Source organism: Streptomyces albicerus (assembly GCF_008905045.1).
Taxonomy (GTDB): Bacteria; Actinomycetota; Actinomycetes; order Streptomycetales; family Streptomycetaceae; genus Streptomyces; species Streptomyces albicerus.
The window spans coordinates 1-15,155 of sequence record NZ_VWMY01000022.1 but is presented as its reverse complement, the minus strand read 5'-3'; the positions used below and the strand labels follow the sequence as shown (position 1 = coordinate 15,155).

14 protein-coding genes are annotated in these 15,155 nt (G+C 70.0%); 3 read left to right on the top strand and 11 right to left on the bottom strand.

Features of this window, described 5'->3' with window-relative positions; translation table 11 throughout:
• Positions 1-105: 105 nt before the first annotated feature.
• The 4 genes from GAS53_RS20840 to GAS53_RS20825 form a co-directional block, all read right to left on the bottom strand.
• A complete protein-coding gene (locus GAS53_RS20840; RefSeq protein WP_151479161.1) occupies positions 106-1,134 on the bottom strand; it encodes a 6-phosphofructokinase in 1,029 nt (342 codons plus the stop codon).
• A 143-nt stretch (positions 1,135-1,277) separates the two neighbouring features.
• Complete coding sequence (locus GAS53_RS20835; protein WP_151479160.1) at positions 1,278-1,955, bottom strand: response regulator; 678 nt, start codon at positions 1,953-1,955, stop codon at positions 1,278-1,280.
• A gap of 178 nt (positions 1,956-2,133) precedes the next feature.
• Positions 2,134-3,357 (bottom strand): MacS family sensor histidine kinase, encoded by a 1,224-nt coding sequence (gene macS, locus GAS53_RS20830; RefSeq protein WP_151479159.1) that lies wholly within the window; start codon positions 3,355-3,357, stop codon positions 2,134-2,136.
• A 33-nt stretch (positions 3,358-3,390) separates the two neighbouring features.
• Positions 3,391-4,203, bottom strand: a complete 813-nt coding sequence (locus GAS53_RS20825; RefSeq protein WP_151479158.1) for a lysophospholipid acyltransferase family protein — start codon at positions 4,201-4,203, stop codon at positions 3,391-3,393.
• 250 nt (positions 4,204-4,453) lie between these two features.
• On the opposite strand from GAS53_RS20825, the gene GAS53_RS20820 reads away from it, so the two are divergent.
• Entirely contained in the window at positions 4,454-5,263 is an 810-nt protein-coding gene (locus tag GAS53_RS20820; RefSeq protein WP_151479157.1) for an alpha/beta hydrolase, read from the top strand.
• Positions 5,256-5,948, top strand: coding sequence for a hypothetical protein (locus tag GAS53_RS20815; RefSeq protein ID WP_151479156.1), 693 nt, complete (start codon positions 5,256-5,258; stop codon positions 5,946-5,948). The genes GAS53_RS20820 and GAS53_RS20815 overlap by 8 nt, the downstream gene beginning before the upstream one ends.
• A 9-nt stretch (positions 5,949-5,957) precedes the next feature.
• On the opposite strand, the gene GAS53_RS20810 is transcribed toward GAS53_RS20815, so the two are convergent.
• The 6 genes from GAS53_RS20810 to GAS53_RS20780 form a co-directional block, all read right to left on the bottom strand.
• Positions 5,958-6,725 (bottom strand): endonuclease/exonuclease/phosphatase family protein, encoded by a 768-nt coding sequence (locus GAS53_RS20810; protein ID WP_151479155.1) that lies wholly within the window; start codon positions 6,723-6,725, stop codon positions 5,958-5,960.
• A gap of 285 nt (positions 6,726-7,010) precedes the next feature.
• Positions 7,011-7,964, bottom strand: a complete 954-nt coding sequence (locus GAS53_RS20800; protein WP_151479153.1) for an ROK family glucokinase — start codon at positions 7,962-7,964, stop codon at positions 7,011-7,013.
• Between the two features lie 53 nt (positions 7,965-8,017).
• A complete protein-coding gene (locus GAS53_RS20795) occupies positions 8,018-8,515 on the bottom strand; it encodes a DUF5304 domain-containing protein (protein WP_151479152.1) in 498 nt (165 codons plus the stop codon).
• Between the two features lie 92 nt (positions 8,516-8,607).
• Positions 8,608-9,789 (bottom strand): ArsA family ATPase, encoded by a 1,182-nt coding sequence (locus tag GAS53_RS20790; RefSeq protein ID WP_151479151.1) that lies wholly within the window; start codon positions 9,787-9,789, stop codon positions 8,608-8,610.
• A gap of 42 nt (positions 9,790-9,831) precedes the next feature.
• Positions 9,832-10,278, bottom strand: coding sequence for an SRPBCC family protein (locus GAS53_RS20785; protein WP_151479150.1), 447 nt, complete (start codon positions 10,276-10,278; stop codon positions 9,832-9,834).
• A gap of 136 nt (positions 10,279-10,414) precedes the next feature.
• Entirely contained in the window at positions 10,415-11,239 is an 825-nt protein-coding gene (locus GAS53_RS20780; RefSeq protein WP_151479149.1) for a metallophosphoesterase family protein, read from the bottom strand.
• Positions 11,240-11,536: 297 nt separating this feature from the next.
• Here GAS53_RS20780 and GAS53_RS20775 point away from each other — a divergent pair, with 297 nt between their 5' ends.
• Positions 11,537-13,333, top strand: coding sequence for an AMP-dependent synthetase/ligase (locus GAS53_RS20775; RefSeq protein ID WP_151479148.1), 1,797 nt, complete (start codon positions 11,537-11,539; stop codon positions 13,331-13,333).
• Positions 13,334-13,350: 17 nt separating this feature from the next.
• Here GAS53_RS20775 and GAS53_RS20770 read toward each other — a convergent pair whose 3' ends face one another.
• A complete protein-coding gene (locus GAS53_RS20770; protein WP_450164468.1) occupies positions 13,351-14,985 on the bottom strand; it encodes a GMC oxidoreductase in 1,635 nt (544 codons plus the stop codon).
• Positions 14,986-15,155 lie beyond the last annotated feature (170 nt).

The following is a 15,155-nucleotide window of genomic DNA, read 5'->3' as shown; positions in this document are numbered from 1 at the left end:
GCTCCGCCCCAGACCCCGCTCCTCAAACGCCGGAGAGGCTGAGATACCCAGCCCGTCCGGCGTTTGAGGACGAGGCCGTTCAGGCCGAAGCGGGGGTCTGAGGGCTCAGCCGAAGAAGACTCCGACCTCCTCGTACAGGCGGGGGTCGACCGTCTTCAGGCGGGCCGTGGCCTCGGCGATAGGGACGCGGACGATGTCGGTCCCGTGGAGGGCGACCATCTTGCCGAAGTCCCCGTCGCGGACGGCGTCGATGGCGTGCAGCCCGAAGCGCGTGGCGAGCCACCGGTCGAAGGCGCTGGGAGTGCCACCACGCTGAACGTGACCGAGGACCGTCGTACGCGCCTCCTTGCCCGTCCGCTTCTCGATCTCCTTGGCCAGCCACTCACCCACGCCGGAGAGCCGCACATGCCCGAAGGAGTCGAGCGAACCGTCCTTGAGGACCATGTCGCCGTCCTTCGGCATCGCCCCCTCCGCGACGACCACGATCGGCGCGTACGAGGCCTTGAAGCGCGAGGTCACCCACGCACAGACCTGGTCGACGTCGAAGCGCTGCTCGGGGATGAGGATGACGTTCGCGCCGCCCGCGAGGCCCGAGTGGAGCGCGATCCAGCCCGCGTGCCGCCCCATCACCTCGCAGACGAGCACCCGCATGTGCGACTCGGCGGTGGTGTGCAGCCGGTCGATCGCCTCGGTGGCGATACCGACGGCGGTGTCGAAGCCGAAGGTGTAGTCGGTGGCGGAGAGGTCGTTGTCGATGGTCTTCGGGACTCCGACCACCGGCACCCCGTACTCGTCGGTGAGGCGCGCCGCCACGCCCAGGGTGTCCTCGCCGCCGATCGCGATCAGGGCGTCGACCTCCTGCTTGGCGAGGTTCTCCTTGATCCGGCGGATGCCGTTCTCGACCTTGAGGGGATTGGTGCGCGAGGAGCCGAGGATGGTGCCGCCGCGGGGCAGGATGCCGCGCACGGCGGGAATGTCGAGCCGGACGGCGTCGCCCTCCAGCGGACCCCGCCAACCGTCCCGGAAGCCGGTGAAGTCATAGCCGTACTCCTGCACGCCCTTGCGGACGATGCCCCGGATGACGGCGTTGAGCCCGGGGCAGTCGCCGCCTCCGGTCAGTACTCCGACCCGCATGGAAAGTCCCTTCGCCGCGGTTGCCTGATGGGACTCACGCTAATAGTGATCCAGGTCACTTCGGCATGGTGCGGAAGGTCAATTCCAGTGAATTGTGCGGGCGTTGATCACCGGTCTTCACTCGATGGTGGGAAACGGACGGTTTACGCGTCGTCGAGGCCCCGCTCTATGGCATAGCGCACCAGCTCCACGCGGTTGTGGAGTTGCAGCTTGCCCAGGGTGTTCTGCACGTGGTTCTGGACGGTGCGGTGGGAGATGACGAGGCGCTCGGCGATCTGCTTGTAGCTCAGGCCCTTGGCGACCAGCCGGAGCACCTCGGTCTCGCGGTCGGTGAGCTGCGGAGCCTTGGGCTCGTCGCTGCCCGTGGCGGGGCCGGGGTCGGAGGCGAGTCTGCGGTACTCGCCGAGGACCAGGCCCGCGAGCCCCGGCGTGAAGACGGGGTCGCCGACGGCCGTGCGGCGCACCGCGTCGATCAGCTCCTCCGTGGAGGCCGACTTGAGCAGATAGCCGGTGGCCCCCGATTTGACCGCCTCCAGCACGTCGGCGTGCTCGCCGCTCGCGGAGAGGACCAGGACGCGCAGGGCGGGGTTGGCTCCGACCAGCTCCTTGCAGACCTGGACGCCGGGCTTCGCGGGCAGGTTCAGGTCGAGGACGAGGACGTCGGGCCCGGCGGCCTGCGCACGGCGCACCGCCTGCTCGCCGTCGCCCGCCGTGGCGACCACGTCGAAACCGGACTCGGCCAGGTCACGGGCGACGGCGTCCCGCCACATGGGGTGGTCGTCCACGACCATGACCTTGATCGGGTCCTGCTGCTCACTCATCGTCGCTCCAGCTTCACCGTGGCTTTTGCTTTTCCCAAACCCCGCCCCTTCCCGGAACTGGGGGCTTCGCCCCCAGGCCCCCATCGGGTCGTACCTCGGGTGCGGGTTCGTTGTGGCTGGGCGCGCCCGCGCGGCGGAGCCGCATATGTCACAGCCCCGCGCCCCTGACGGGGCGCCGTCATCGTCGGCCTGCCTTCCCCTGTGAAACCTTCGGCACCTTCAGTTCGACCTCCGTGCCCTGCCCCGCGATCGAGATCACCTCGGCCGTGCCCCCGATCTCGCGCAGCCGACCGCGGATCGACAGGGCGACGCCGAGGCGTCCCTCCCCCTCGGCCTGGGCGAGCCGCCCCTCGGGGATGCCGGGACCGTCGTCGCGTACGGTCACGATCACCGCGTCCGGCTCGTCCTCGACGAGGATCCACGCCCGCGCGTCCGCGCCCGCGTGCCGGTGGACATTGTCCAGGGCAGCACCGACGGCAGCGGCCAGCTCCTTCGCCGCGACAGGCTCGAGCGGTACCGGGGCGCCGGGCTCGGAGAAGGTCACCTTCGCGGTGGCGTACGGGGCCAGCAGCGAGCGCAGGTCGCAGAGGCCGGCGTCCTCGTCCGGGTCCGGCTCGTCCACCGCGCGCACCACGGCGCCCTCGGCCACGTCCTCCGACACGCGCGAGACCGGCACCATGCCACCGGAGACCAGCGTGCGCAGCGCCACCTCCTGCTCGCCCGCGAGCCGGCCCAGCTCCGCGGCCTCGCCGCCGAGCGTCGAACCGCGCCGCTGCACCATGGCCAGCACCTGGAGAACGCTGTCGTGGATGTCGCGGGCGAGCCGCTCCCGCTCGCGCGTCGCGGCCTCGATCTCCAGGGCGCGGGCGAGGGTGCGCTCGGAGGCCCGGGCGACCTCGACGACGTATCCGATGGCGATGGAGGCGACCCAGACCAGCAGCACGTTGTGGAGGGTGTCCTGGCTGAGCGCGCCACGCTGAACGACGTTGGCGACGCCGACGAGCGCCGAGGCGAAGGCCGCCCAGCGCCAGCCGCCCTTGATCGCGAACGCCAGCACGGAGCCCGCGGTCCATATCGAGGGGAGCGTCGGGCCGCCGGCCTCGATCCGGGCCTGGGCGTCCGCGACCGGCGTGAGCAGGATGCCGGTGAGCGCGATGGTCAGGTCGGCGGCGAGGAACCGCTTGGTGCAGTTCGCCGCGTTGGCGACCCTGGGCAGGGTGGCGAAGGTCCACACGAAGAGCACCGCGTAGTAGCCGATGGCCACTTCGGGACGGACGAACTCGTCGTGCTTCGCGACGAAGAGGCCGATCGCGTAGAACATCGTCAGGACTCGGTACGCGGTGAGCGCGCGCCACAGCGGCTGCTCGACCGACATTCTCATGACTCTCTCGCGCTTGGCCATGTCCCCCACTACCCCATCCCCCGACGGCCGCGTCTAGGAGTCGGACCGTTCCTTCTCGGCCTGCTGCTGTGCCTGCTCGGCTTCTTTCTGCGCTTCCTTCTCGGCCTGCTCGGCTTCCTTCTGTGCCTGCTCGGCTTCCTTCTGGGCTTCCTTGTGCGCCTGCTTCTGCGCCTTCGCCGCTTCCGCGATCTGCCGCTTGGCGGCTGTCGCGTAGATGTCGACGTACTCCTGCCCGGAGAGCTTCATGATCTCGTACATGACCTCGTCGGTCACGGCGCGCAGGACGAACCGGTCGTGCTCCATGCCGCCGTAGCGGCTGAAGTCCAGCGGCTTGCCGATGCGGATGCCCGGGCGCATCAGCTTGGGCATCACCTTCCCCGGCGGCTGGATCTTCTCGGTGTCGATCATGGCGACCGGGATGACGGGCGCCCCGGTGGCGAGCGCCACGCGCGCGAGGCCGCCGGGCTTGCCCCGGTAGAGCCGGCCGTCGGGCGACCGCGTGCCCTCGGGATAGATGCCGAACAGCTCGCCGCGCTCGAGGACGTCGACGCCGCTCTTGATGGCCGCCTCTCCCGCGCCGCGCGCTCCGGAGCGGTCCACCGGCAGCTGGCCGACGCCCTTGAAGAAAGCGGCGGTCATCCGGCCCTTGATGCCGGGTGTCGTGAAGTACTCGGCCTTCGCGATGAAGGTCACCTTGCGGTCGAGGACCGCGGGCAGGAAGAACGAGTCCGAGAACGACAGGTGATTGCTGGCCAGGATGGCGGGACCCTCGGCGGGAATGTTCTCGAGGCCTTCCACCCAGGGCCTGAAGGCGAGCTTCAGGGGCCCTCCGATGGAAAACTTCATTGCGCCGTAGATCAACCGAGTGCCTCCTGTGTCGTCGATCAGACCTTAACCCGGAGCACTGTCAAAGGACCCGACGGCCCTGGTCGGTGTCAGTGCGGTCGCGTACGGTGAAGTACGCCTCGAAGCTTCGGGGTGATCGTCGCGTCGCCCCTGAATGAACACTTCTCGATGAACAGCCGTCCCTCTTCAGCCGTCCTTCTTCAATGAGCGTTCAATGAGTCGTCCCTCTTCAATGAACAGGAGACCGAAGGTGCCGGTCCTTCCTGGAGCCGAGCCGTTCCGCCACGAGGGCGGAGAGGTCGGGGTCCTCCTCTGCCACGGCTTCACCGGTTCCCCGCAGTCGCTGCGCCCCTGGGCGGAGTATCTCGCCGAGCGCGGTCTGACCGTCGCGCTGCCGCTGCTGCCCGGGCACGGCACGCGCTGGGAGGACATGCAGGTCACGGGCTGGCAGGACTGGTACGCGGAGGTGGACCGCGAGCTGCGCGCCCTGCGCGAGCGCTGCTCCCAGGTCTTCGTCTTCGGCCTCTCCATGGGCGGCGCGCTCACCCTGCGGCTCGCCGCGAAGCACGGCGACGAGATCGGCGGCATCGTGGTCGTCAATCCGGCGAACAAGGTGCACGGCCTGTCGGCGTACGCCCTCCCGGTGCTCCGCCACCTCGTCCGTACGACAAAGGGGCTGACCAGCGACATCGCCAAGGAGGGCGGTATCGAGATCGGCTACGACAAGGTGCCCCTGCACGCGGCGCACTCGCTGCGGAACTTCTTCCGGCTGGTCGACGGCGAGCTCCCCCAGGTGACCCAGCCGATGCTGCTCCTGCACAGCCCGCAGGACCATGTCGTGCCGCCCGCCGATTCGGCCCGCATCCTCAGCCGGGTGTCGTCCACCGATGTCACGGAGATACTCCTGGAACAGAGCTACCACGTCGCGACGTTGGACCACGACGCGGACCGGATCTTCGAGGAGAGCTTCGCCTTTGTCTCCCGGCTCGCACCCAGCGCCGGCAAGGAGGCCGGCGCGGACCAGGCGGGTCAGCAGGAAGGGACGGCCACCGGTGGCTGAGCACGACGCGGACCGCGAGCCCGACGAGAAGGACGCGACGCCCGGCGAGGAGCAGGGCCCGTCGTTCGACGAGGCCGCGGCGTGGGAGGCGATCGTCGCCGGGTACGGCGATGAGCCGCCGGACCCGCCCGGCGCCAAGCCCTTCAAGTCGGTCGAGGACCTCGCGCTCCTGGAGCCCGAGACGAACGACTCCGACGACTCCGACACGAAGAGCTCCAGGAGTCCCAAGGGCTCCAAGGACACGAGGGGCGCAAAGGGTACGAAGGACGACACGGACGGCGAGGATTCCGAGGGTTCCGAGGCGAGGGGCACAGCGGGGGACGAGCCCGCCGCCGAGAAGCCGCTCGGCAGCTCCGTCGCCTTCGCCCCCGGCGTCTCCGGCCCGCGGGACTACACGGCGCCGGAACCGGCCGAGGAGGACTTCGACGAGGACGACGAGGGCCACTTCGTGCCGCCCGAGCCACCCCCGCTGCCCACCGCGGACACGACGGCCAAGTTCGCCTGGCTCGCCGTGATCGGCGGCCCCCTCCTGCTCCTCCTGGCCGTCCTGCTCGGGTGGCACATGAGCTGGTGGCTCGCCACCCTCGGCATCGGCGGCTTCCTCGGCGGCTTCGCCACGCTGGTGGCACGGATGCGCGGCGACGACGAGGACGAGGACGACCCGGGGCGCGGCGCGGTGGTCTGACCCCTGCGCCTACGACGCGGGAACCCTGAGGGCGGCCAGGACCGGCAGATGGTCCGTGGCCGCCCTCAAGTCTGTCTCCGTCACTCCGGGGAGGCCGAGCGGCACCCCGCAGCCCAGGACCTCCACGCCCTCCGTGGCGAAGAGCGCGTCGATGCGCTGGTGGGGATCGGTGGGCGTCGAGGTGTACTCCGCACCCCAGGGGGCCACCGCCCAGCAGTCCTGGAGGTCGGCGGCGAGGCGTTTGAACGTGCGGCCGTTCGGCCGCTCGTTGAGGTCGCCGCCCGCGATGGCGTGCGGGGTGCCCAGTGCGGCGAGGCGGTCGAGGAGCATGCCGCCCTGCTCGTAGCGCTCGTCCTTCTGGAGGGAGAGGTGGCAGCTCAGTACGCCGATACGGGCGGCTCCGCCGAAACGGACGACTGCCGTCGCGAAGCCGCGTCTGTGCAGGCCCGGGGTGAGCGGGAGCAGTACGTCCTCGGTGCGTTCGACTGTTGCTCGCAGGGAGCAGAGGAGAGCGGGGCCCGATGCCGTGCCGCCGCCGGAGAGGATCACCTGGCCGGATGCGGCTGCCAGGCGGGCCAGCTTTTTGCGCCAGCGGAAGAAGCGGGGGGCTTCTTGGATCAGGACGAGGTCGGGTTCGCAGGCGGTGATCACTCGGGCGAGGGCGACGGTGTCGTCTCGCATGGAGCGGATGTTGTAACTGAGGACCCGGATGACGGCTGAACCGTCCGGTTCCGTACGGGAGTTGGGTAGCGGACTGGCTGTGGGGCTGGTCGGCATGGTGATCAAGATATAGGGCGGGGGGTGTTGGGTCGTTGTTTTGCCGCGGGACGGTGGGGGCTGGTCGCGCAGTTCCCCGCGCCCCTTAAAAGCAGGGGCTGCGCCCCAAGGACAAAAGACAGGGGCGCAGCCCCGTCTTTTAGGGGCGCGGGGCTGTGACATATGCGGCTCCGCCGCGTGGGCGCGACCAGCCACACACAACCCGCAGATTCCGTACTACCAGCCCCCGAAAAGCACAACTGCCCGCCGTCCTCGAAAGCAGGGCGGCGGGCAGTTGGGCGTGGACTACATGATGGGATCGGGCTCGCGAGCCAGATCGGCCGCGCCCACCAGCCCCGCCTTGTTGCCCAGTTGGGCGGCGATGACGTCGGCGACCGGGCGCCAGTTGCCGCCGACGAGCCAGCGCTTGTAGGACTTGCGGATGGGGTCGAGGACCAGTTCGCCCTCGTCCGAGAGGCCGCCGCCGACGATGAAGGCGGAGGGGTCGAAGAGCGAGGCCAGGTCGGCCAGGCCCGCGCCGGCCCAGCGGGCCAGCTCGCGGTAGGAGTCGACGGCCACCGGGTCGCCCTGCCGGGCGGCCATGGAGATGTGCTTGCCCTCGATGCCGTCGGGGGTGCCGTCGCCCAGCGAGAGCAGGATCTCCGCGTTCTCGGGGGTCGCGTTGGCGCGCTGCTTCGCGTATCTCACGAGGGCGCGCCCGGACGCGTACTGCTCCCAGCAGCCCTGGGAGCCACAGCCGCAGAGCAGACCGTCCGGGACCATCCGGATGTGGCCGAACTCGGCGGCGACGCCGAAGTGCCCGCGGCGCAGCTTGTTGCCGATGATGATGCCGCCGCCGAGACCCGTGCCCAGCGTGATGCAGATGACGTTGCGGTGGCCCTTGCCCCCGCCGAACTTGTACTCGCCCCAGGCGGCCGCGTTCGCGTCGTTCTCGACGACGACCGGCAGGCCCACACGCTGCTCGACCTCGTCCTTCAACGGCTCCTGCCGCCAGTCGATGTTCGGCGCGAAATAGACCGTGGAGCGCTGGCGGTCGACGTATCCGGCAGCACCGATGCCCACGCCGACGATCTCGTGCCCGGCCCGGGCACCCTCGACGGCCGCGGCGATGGCGTCCACGATGGCCTGCGGCGTGGTGGGGGTCGGCACCTTGAACGTCGAGAGGATGTTGCCTTCCTCATCGACCACGCCGGCCGCGATCTTCGTGCCGCCGATGTCGACGCCGATGGTGAGTCCCATGAATCCCTCAGTTTCGGTCGAGCCCCGCTACGGCCAACCGTACCCGAGCGGCTTCAGTCGAGGTCGATGTGTTCCCCGGGACCAGTGCCCTCGTCGCGGGGTCCTGGGGCGGTGTCGCGGGTGGTCCAGCGCCGCTCCTGTGCCTCGACGGCGGAACGGTACGCGGCGAGCAGTTCGGAGCCGGCGGCGGCGAGATGGTCGAACAGGTCGGGGTTGCGCTCGATGACGGGCTCGACCGCGGCCTTGGCCTGCTGCACGACCTGGTTGACCATCTGCTGGGCGGCGCCGCCCGCGACCGCGCCGAACAGCGGCGACTGCAGTCCGGACAGCTTGTCGGCGACGGTGTCGACGAGTTTGCGCAGTTCCTCGGCGGCCGAGCCGGGCGGCTGGCCGTACTGGGTGCGGCGGCGGGCCTTCTCCGCGGCGAGGTCCTCGGCGCACGCCTTCGCCCAGGCATCGGCGTCGGTCGCTCGCACCTCGTCGGGCACCTCGTCACGCACTTTGTCGAGCGCGTCCTCCCCGGCGTCGGACGTAGGGCGCTCATCGCTCATGGCGGACTCCAAGCATTGGCTCTGTATCTCTCGACGTTACCCGAACGGAGGTATGCCGTTCACTGTGTCCGCGCCCACGGATCGGGACTCGGTCACCTTCCGCGCGGCCACAGGTCCGGGTCGGGTGCGAACCGGACGCGCAGTTCGCCGTCGCGCAGGGAGGCGCCGTCCACGGTGCAGCGGCGCAGGGCGGACGGGAGATCGACGATCCGGCGGAACTGCCCGGCGGTGACGACGAGTTCGTCGCCGCGCCGGACGAGGTCGAGCTCCTCGCGTATGGCGCCGGGGAGGGGGATGTGCCAGACGAGCACGCCGTCGTCGGCGAGCCGGTCGGCGACGGGCCACTCGACCGGGCCGGGTGCGTCGCCCGGCGCGGGCACGGGGAGCGCGGCGAGGTCCTCGGCGCCGCGCGGGTCGCGGCCGAGGTGGGGGATCTCACGTACGTCGTACGTCTGCCCCCACTCGTCACGCCATTCGTCCAGAGCCTTGCGCTGCTGTGCCCCGAGGGCGGCGAGCCAGGTGTCGGGGGACGCGTCGGGCAGGACACGGTTCGCGATCAGGGCGTCGGTGCGCAGGCCGCGCAGGGCCAGGCCGGTGGTGGCGGTGCGGACGGCGTCGGAGCCGGCCGGGCCCGGTTCGGCGACCAGCCGTACGGTCGTGGCTGGGTCCTCGACGGCCATCTGAACGGCGGCGAGTTCGAGGTCCCAGCGGGCTGCCGTCTCGTACAGCCAGTCGGCCGGCATCGGGACGCCGGCGAGGCGGCCGAGGACGGGGCGCAGGGCGCGCGCCGCCTGGCGCTCCGCGGGGAGCAGTCGGCGCAGGTAGCGGCGCAGCTGCTCGGGAAGGGCGAGGAGGGCGAGTGCCTGCGGGGTGGGCGGCAGGTCGACGACCAGCAGGTCGTACGTGTCCGCCGTGGCCGCGTCACGCAGGGCGCGGAGCAGCGCGAACTCCTCGGCGCCGGGAAGGGGGGTGAGTTCCTCGCCCTCCAGGCGGGCGGCGCCCAGCATGTCCAGGGCGGTGGCGGCCCGGTCCTGGAACGCGAGAAGATCCGCCCGGAAACCCTCGGTCGCGTCCGGCCGCCACGCCGTCAGACCGGGGGCGGCTTCGGAGGGCGTACCGCCGGTGGGGGTGCCGAGGACGGCGCCGAGGGTGTCGGTGCGGTCCGCGGAGAGCACCAGGGTGCGGATGCCCCGGCGGGCGGCCTCCAGAGCGGTGGCCGCGGCGACGGTGGTGCGGCCGGAGCCGCCGGGGCCGGTGATCAGGATGGTGCGCATGAGGGTGAACGGTACGCGGTGAGGCACCCGTACCGGGGACCGCTACTCCTTGTCGCCCGTCTCCACGCGCTTCTTGAGGCCCGCCAGCGCCCGGTCGATGATGACCTTCTCCGCCTTGCGCTTGATCATGCCGAGCATGGGGATCTTGACGTCGACGGTGAGCTGGTAGGTGACCTCGGTGGAGCCGGAGCCCGCGGGCTTGAGGATGTACGAGCCGTCGAGGGAGCGGAGCATCTGGGACTTGACCAGGGTCCAGGAGACCTCGTGGTCGCCCGTCCAGGTGTATGCCAGCGTCTGGTCGTCCTTGATGGCGCCGGCGTCCATCACGAGGCGGACCTGCTCGGCGCGGCCCTGGTCGTCGCTGGCGAGCACCTCCGCCTCCTTCACCTCGCCCGTCCAGTCCGGGTAGCGGGCGAAGTCGGCGATCACTCCCATGACGTCGGCCGGTGCCGCCTCGATCGTGATGCTCGAGCTGGTGTGTTCCGCCATCGCCGTGGCTCCTCCAGATGCGGTCCGGACAGGGGTGTTCTTCGGGGTACGAACGCTTTGTACCTGTGTATGCAGCGTGAAGGCTACCGCGCGACCGGCGGGTGACCACCCCCGGGCCCACGAGGGCCGGGAGCGGTCACCACTCCAGCGCCCACGGCTTCCCGGTTCCGGCGAAGTGGCCCACGTTCACGCACTCCGTGGCGCCCACCCGCATCCGCCGTACGAGCGGTTGGTGGACGTGTCCGAAGAGCGAGTACCGCGGCCGGGTCCGCCGGATGGCGTCGAGCAGTGCCCGGCTCCCCCGTTCGAAGCGCCGCGCCACCGTGTCGTAGACGAGCTCGGGGATCTCCGGCGGGATGTGCGTGCACAGCACGTCGACCTCGCCGACGGCCTCGATCTTCGCCGCGTACTCCTCGTCGCTGATCTCGTACGGCGTCCGCATGGGGGTCCGCAGGCCGCCGCCGACGAAGCCGAAGACCCGGCCGCCGATCTCGACGCGCTCCCCGTCGAGCACGGTGGTGCCGGGCCCTGCGTACTCCGACCACAGGGGTGGCATGTCGACGTTGCCGTAGGTGGCGTACGTCGGGGTGGGGAACGCGGCGAACAGTTCGGCGTACTGCTTGCGTACGGCCTTCTCGATGGCGGGGCCGCGGTCGATGCCCGCCCACAGCTGGGCACCGAACGCCCGCGCCTTCTCGTAGTGGCGGGCGGTGCGGAGTTCGACGATGCGGTCCGTGTTCTCGGTGCCGAACAGGTCGGGGAAGATGCCGCGGGTGTGGTCGGCGTAGTCGATGAAGAGCACGAGATCGCCCAGGCAGATCAGGGCGTCCGCGCCGTCACCGGCTCTGGCCAGGTCGCGGACGTTCCCGTGCACGTCGCTCACGACGTGGATACGCGTCCTTCGCGTGTCGCCGCCGTTGCTGCCGGTGTCGGCGCCGTTGCCGCCTTGTGTGCCTGCCATGGCGATCAAGGGTAAGCCTGTGGAGCAAACGTGTGTAGGCGTGGCGGGACCTGCGGTTACTTCCCAGTCAGTAATGGCCTGGACTACTGTGCGCGAAGGAACGCCAACACATGTGACGCGGGGAACATCTCGCCGGACCCCCCTGTCGTAGAGGCAGTACCGGCGGGTAACGTCCGGGCAGTCCAGTCGTGCTCAGGGTTTCAACCACCTGAGTCCCCGAGCACCCGCCCGAGCCTTGGACCGCTCCGTCGCATCACACGAAGTCGTGGCGTCGGCGCCCTATGAGGAGCAGCAGTCTTGCGCGAGTTCAGCCTTCCGGCTTTGTACGAGGTCCCCGCGGACGGCAATCTGACCGACATCGTCCGCAGAAACGCCGCGCAGCATCCTGACGTGGCGGTCATCGCCCGTAAGGTCGGCGGCACTTGGACGGACGTCACGGCCACCGCCTTCCTCGCCGAGGTGCAGGCCGCCGCCAAGGGCCTGATCGCCTCGGGCGTCGAGCCGGGCGACCGGGTCGCTCTGATGTCCCGTACGCGCTACGAGTGGACGCTGCTCGACTTCGCGATCTGGAGCGCGGGCGCGATCACCGTACCGGTGTACGAGACCAGCTCGCCGGAGCAGGTGCAGTGGATCCTCGGCGACTCGGGCGCGACCGCCTGCATCGTCGAGCTGGACACGCACGCGGCCTCCGTCGAGTCGGTGCGCGACCGGCTGCCGCACCTCAAGCACGTCTGGCAGATCGAGGCCGGCGGCGTCGAGGAGCTGGGCCGGGCCGGCAAGGACGTCACGGACGCCACGGTCGAGGAGCGCAGCTCGAGTGCCAAGGCCGACGACCCGGCGACCATCGTCTACACGAGCGGCACGACCGGGCGCCCCAAGGGCTGCGTCCTCACCCACCGCAGCTTCTTCGCGGAGTGCGGAAACATCGTGGAGCGGCTGCGCCCGCTGTTCCGTACGGGCGAGTGCTCGGTGCTCCTCTTCCTGCCGCTCGCGCACGTCTTCGGGCGGCTCGTGCAGGTCGCGCCGATGATGGCGCCGATCAAGCTGGGCAACGTACCGGACATCAAGCACCTCACCGACGAACTGGCCGCGTTCCGGCCGACGTTGATCCTCGGTGTGCCGCGGGTCTTCGAGAAGGTCTACAACTCGGCGCGCGCCAAGGCGCAGGCGGACGGCAAGGGCAAGATCTTCGACAAGGCGGCGGACACCGCGATCGAGTACAGCCGCGCGCTGGACACGCCGTCGGGCCCCTCGATCGGCCTGAAGATCAAACACAAGGCGTTCGACAAGCTCGTCTACAGCAAGCTGCGCGCGGTGCTCGGCGGCAAGGGCGAGTACGCGATCTCGGGCGGTGCCCCGCTGGGCGAGCGCCTGGGCCACTTCTTCCGCGGTATCGGCTTCACGGTCCTGGAGGGCTACGGCCTGACCGAGTCCTGCGCGGCCACCGCCTTCAACCCGTGGGACCGGACGAAGATCGGCACGGTCGGGCAGCCGCTGCCGGGCTCCGTGATCCGCATCGCCGACGACGGTGAGGTGCTGCTGCACGGCGAGCACCTGTTCAAGGGCTACTGGAACAACGAGGGCGCGACCGCCGAGGCGCTCGCCGACGGCTGGTTCCACACCGGTGACATCGGCACCCTGGACGAGGACGGCTATCTCCGGATCACCGGCCGCAAGAAGGAGATCATCGTCACCGCGGGCGGCAAGAACGTCGCCCCGGCCGTGATCGAGGACCGGATCCGCGCGCACGCGCTGGTCGCGGAGTGCATGGTGGTGGGCGACGGGCGGCCCTTCGTGGGCGCGCTGATCACCATCGACGAGGAGTTCCTGGGCCGCTGGGCCGCCGAGCACGGCAAGCCGGCGGGTTCCACCGCGGCGTCGCTCAGTCAGGATCCGGATCTGCTCGCGGAGATCCAGAGCGCTGTCGACGACGGCAACGCCGCGGTGTCGAAGGCGGAATCGGTGCGGAAGTTCCGCATTCTTGCCTCCCAGTTCACCGAGGACTCCGGCCACCTCACGCCGTCCCTGAAGCTCAAGCGCAACGTGGTGGCGAAGGACTACGCGGACGAGATCGAGGGCATCTACCGGGGCTGATCAGCCCGGTCGGACCGCTATGGCGCGGTGTCCTCGGCGAGGACCCGCGCCATGGTCCGTTCCGCGAGCGCCGTGATCGTCACGAACGGGTTCACCCCGATCGACCCGGGCACGAGCGAGCCGTCGGTGACGTACAGCTTCGAATACCCCTTCACCCGGCCGTAGTTGTCGGTCGCCTTGCCCAGTACGCAGCCGCCCAGCGGGTGGTACGTGAAGTCGTCGGCGAAGGTCTTGTTGTTGCCGAAGAGGTCGTAGCGGTAGATCGTCGAGTTGGCCGAGTTGATCCGGTCGAAGAGCTTCCTGGCCATGGCGACGGAGACCGCGCTCTGGGCGGCGGTCCAGCCGATCTTCGCGGAGTCGCTCGCGCGGTCGTACGAGAACGAGGCCCGCTCCGGATTCTTGGTGATCGCCAGATAGAGGCTGATCCAGTGCTCCAGCCCCGTGGGCAGCGGGGCGATTTCGGCGAAGACGGGGTTGCCGGTGTTCGCCCAGTCGTCGATGCCCATGACCGGCATGGTCGACTGGTTCGCACCGACGGTGTCCCAGAGGTGGTTGGCGCGTCCGGTCATCACATTGCCGTTCGTGCCCCAGCCGGTGCCGACGCTCGCGTCAAGGGCGGGCAGGGTGCCGAGCGCCCGGGCGCGGACCAGGAGTTCCGTGGTGCCGAGACTGCCGCCGCCGAGGAAGAGGTACGTGCAGCCGTACTCCTTGGTCTCGACGACCGCCCCGGTGTCGTCGATCCGGTCGACGGTGACGACGTACGAACCGTCGGCGGCCCGCCGCACGCCTCGGGCCCTGGACAGGGTCTCGATCGTCACGTTCCCGGTGCCGATCGCCGCCGCGAGATAGGTCTTGTCGAGGGTGCGCTTGCCGTGGTTGTTGCCGTAGATGACCTCGCCCGCGAGTGCCGACTTCGTGGCGGTGCCCGCCGCCTCGCGCTGCATGTGGCCGAAGTCGTAGACGTTCGGCACGAAGGTGGTCTTCAGGCCGGTGTTCTGGGCGTGCTTGCGGGAGATCCGGGTGAAGCGGTACCACTCCGTGGACTCGAACCAGGCCGGGTCGATCGTGTTGACGCCGAGCATCTGGCGGGCGCGCGGGAAGTACGTGTCGTACATCTCGGCGGCGTTCACGGTGGGGAACTGCTCGGTGAAGTACGAGCGGAGCGGGGTCACGGCCATACCGCCGTTGACCAGGGAGCCGCCGCCGACGCCCCGGCCCACGTAGACCGAGATGTTCTGGTGGCGTACGCGGTCGAGGACTCCGGGGTACGGGGTGATGTCCTTGTTGACGACGTCCAGCCAGAGGAAGGTCGCCAGCGGGGCCTCCGTACGGGTGCGGAACCACATGGAGCGCTTGTCGGGGGCGGCGGTGGAGCAGAAGACCTTGCCGTCGGCCCCTGGCGTGTTCCAGAGCCTGCCCATCTCCAGGACGAGGGTGCGGATGCCGGCCTGGCCGAGGCGGAGGGCGGCCACGGCGGCGCCGTAGCCGGAGCCGATCACTATGGCGGGCGCGGTGTCGACTGCGTCGGGCTCGGCGGCGTTGGCGGTTTGGAGGTTGATGCGGGTGATGCCGAGGGTGGCGGCCGTTTGCAGGGCGACCATGCCCAGTATGTGACGTCTAGTCAGGTGACGATGTGTCAGGTTTTCTGTCATGTGCGCAGCATGGGCGGATTATCAGGCTCCGCCTAGAGGTTCCGCTCGAATTTTCGAGTGGGGTTCGGCCGGTTGGACAGCTGCGGGCCGGTGGGGGCTGGTCGCGCAGTTCCCCGCGCCCCTAAAAGCGGGGCTGCGCCCCAGGCTTTTGTCTTTAGGGGCGCGGGGAA

Coding starts and splice junctions, on each gene's coding strand:
- GAS53_RS20770 (WP_450164468.1), bottom strand. CDS start 14,985: ATGACAGAAAACCTGACACATCGTCACCTGACTAGACGTCACATACTG.
- GAS53_RS20790 (WP_151479151.1), bottom strand. CDS start 9,789: ATGCGCACCATCCTGATCACCGGCCCCGGCGGCTCCGGCCGCACCACC.
- GAS53_RS20800 (WP_151479153.1), bottom strand. CDS start 7,964: ATGGGACTCACCATCGGCGTCGACATCGGCGGCACGAAGATCGCGGCC.
- GAS53_RS20840 (WP_151479161.1), bottom strand. CDS start 1,134: ATGCGGGTCGGAGTACTGACCGGAGGCGGCGACTGCCCCGGGCTCAAC.
- GAS53_RS20780 (WP_151479149.1), bottom strand. CDS start 11,239: ATGGCAGGCACACAAGGCGGCAACGGCGCCGACACCGGCAGCAACGGC.
- GAS53_RS20785 (WP_151479150.1), bottom strand. CDS start 10,278: ATGGCGGAACACACCAGCTCGAGCATCACGATCGAGGCGGCACCGGCC.
- GAS53_RS20810 (WP_151479155.1), bottom strand. CDS start 6,725: ATGCCGACCAGCCCCACAGCCAGTCCGCTACCCAACTCCCGTACGGAA.
- macS (WP_151479159.1), bottom strand. CDS start 3,357: ATGGCCAAGCGCGAGAGAGTCATGAGAATGTCGGTCGAGCAGCCGCTG.
- GAS53_RS20835 (WP_151479160.1), bottom strand. CDS start 1,955: ATGAGTGAGCAGCAGGACCCGATCAAGGTCATGGTCGTGGACGACCAC.
- GAS53_RS20825 (WP_151479158.1), bottom strand. CDS start 4,203: ATGAAGTTTTCCATCGGAGGGCCCCTGAAGCTCGCCTTCAGGCCCTGG.
- GAS53_RS20795 (WP_151479152.1), bottom strand. CDS start 8,515: ATGAGCGATGAGCGCCCTACGTCCGACGCCGGGGAGGACGCGCTCGAC.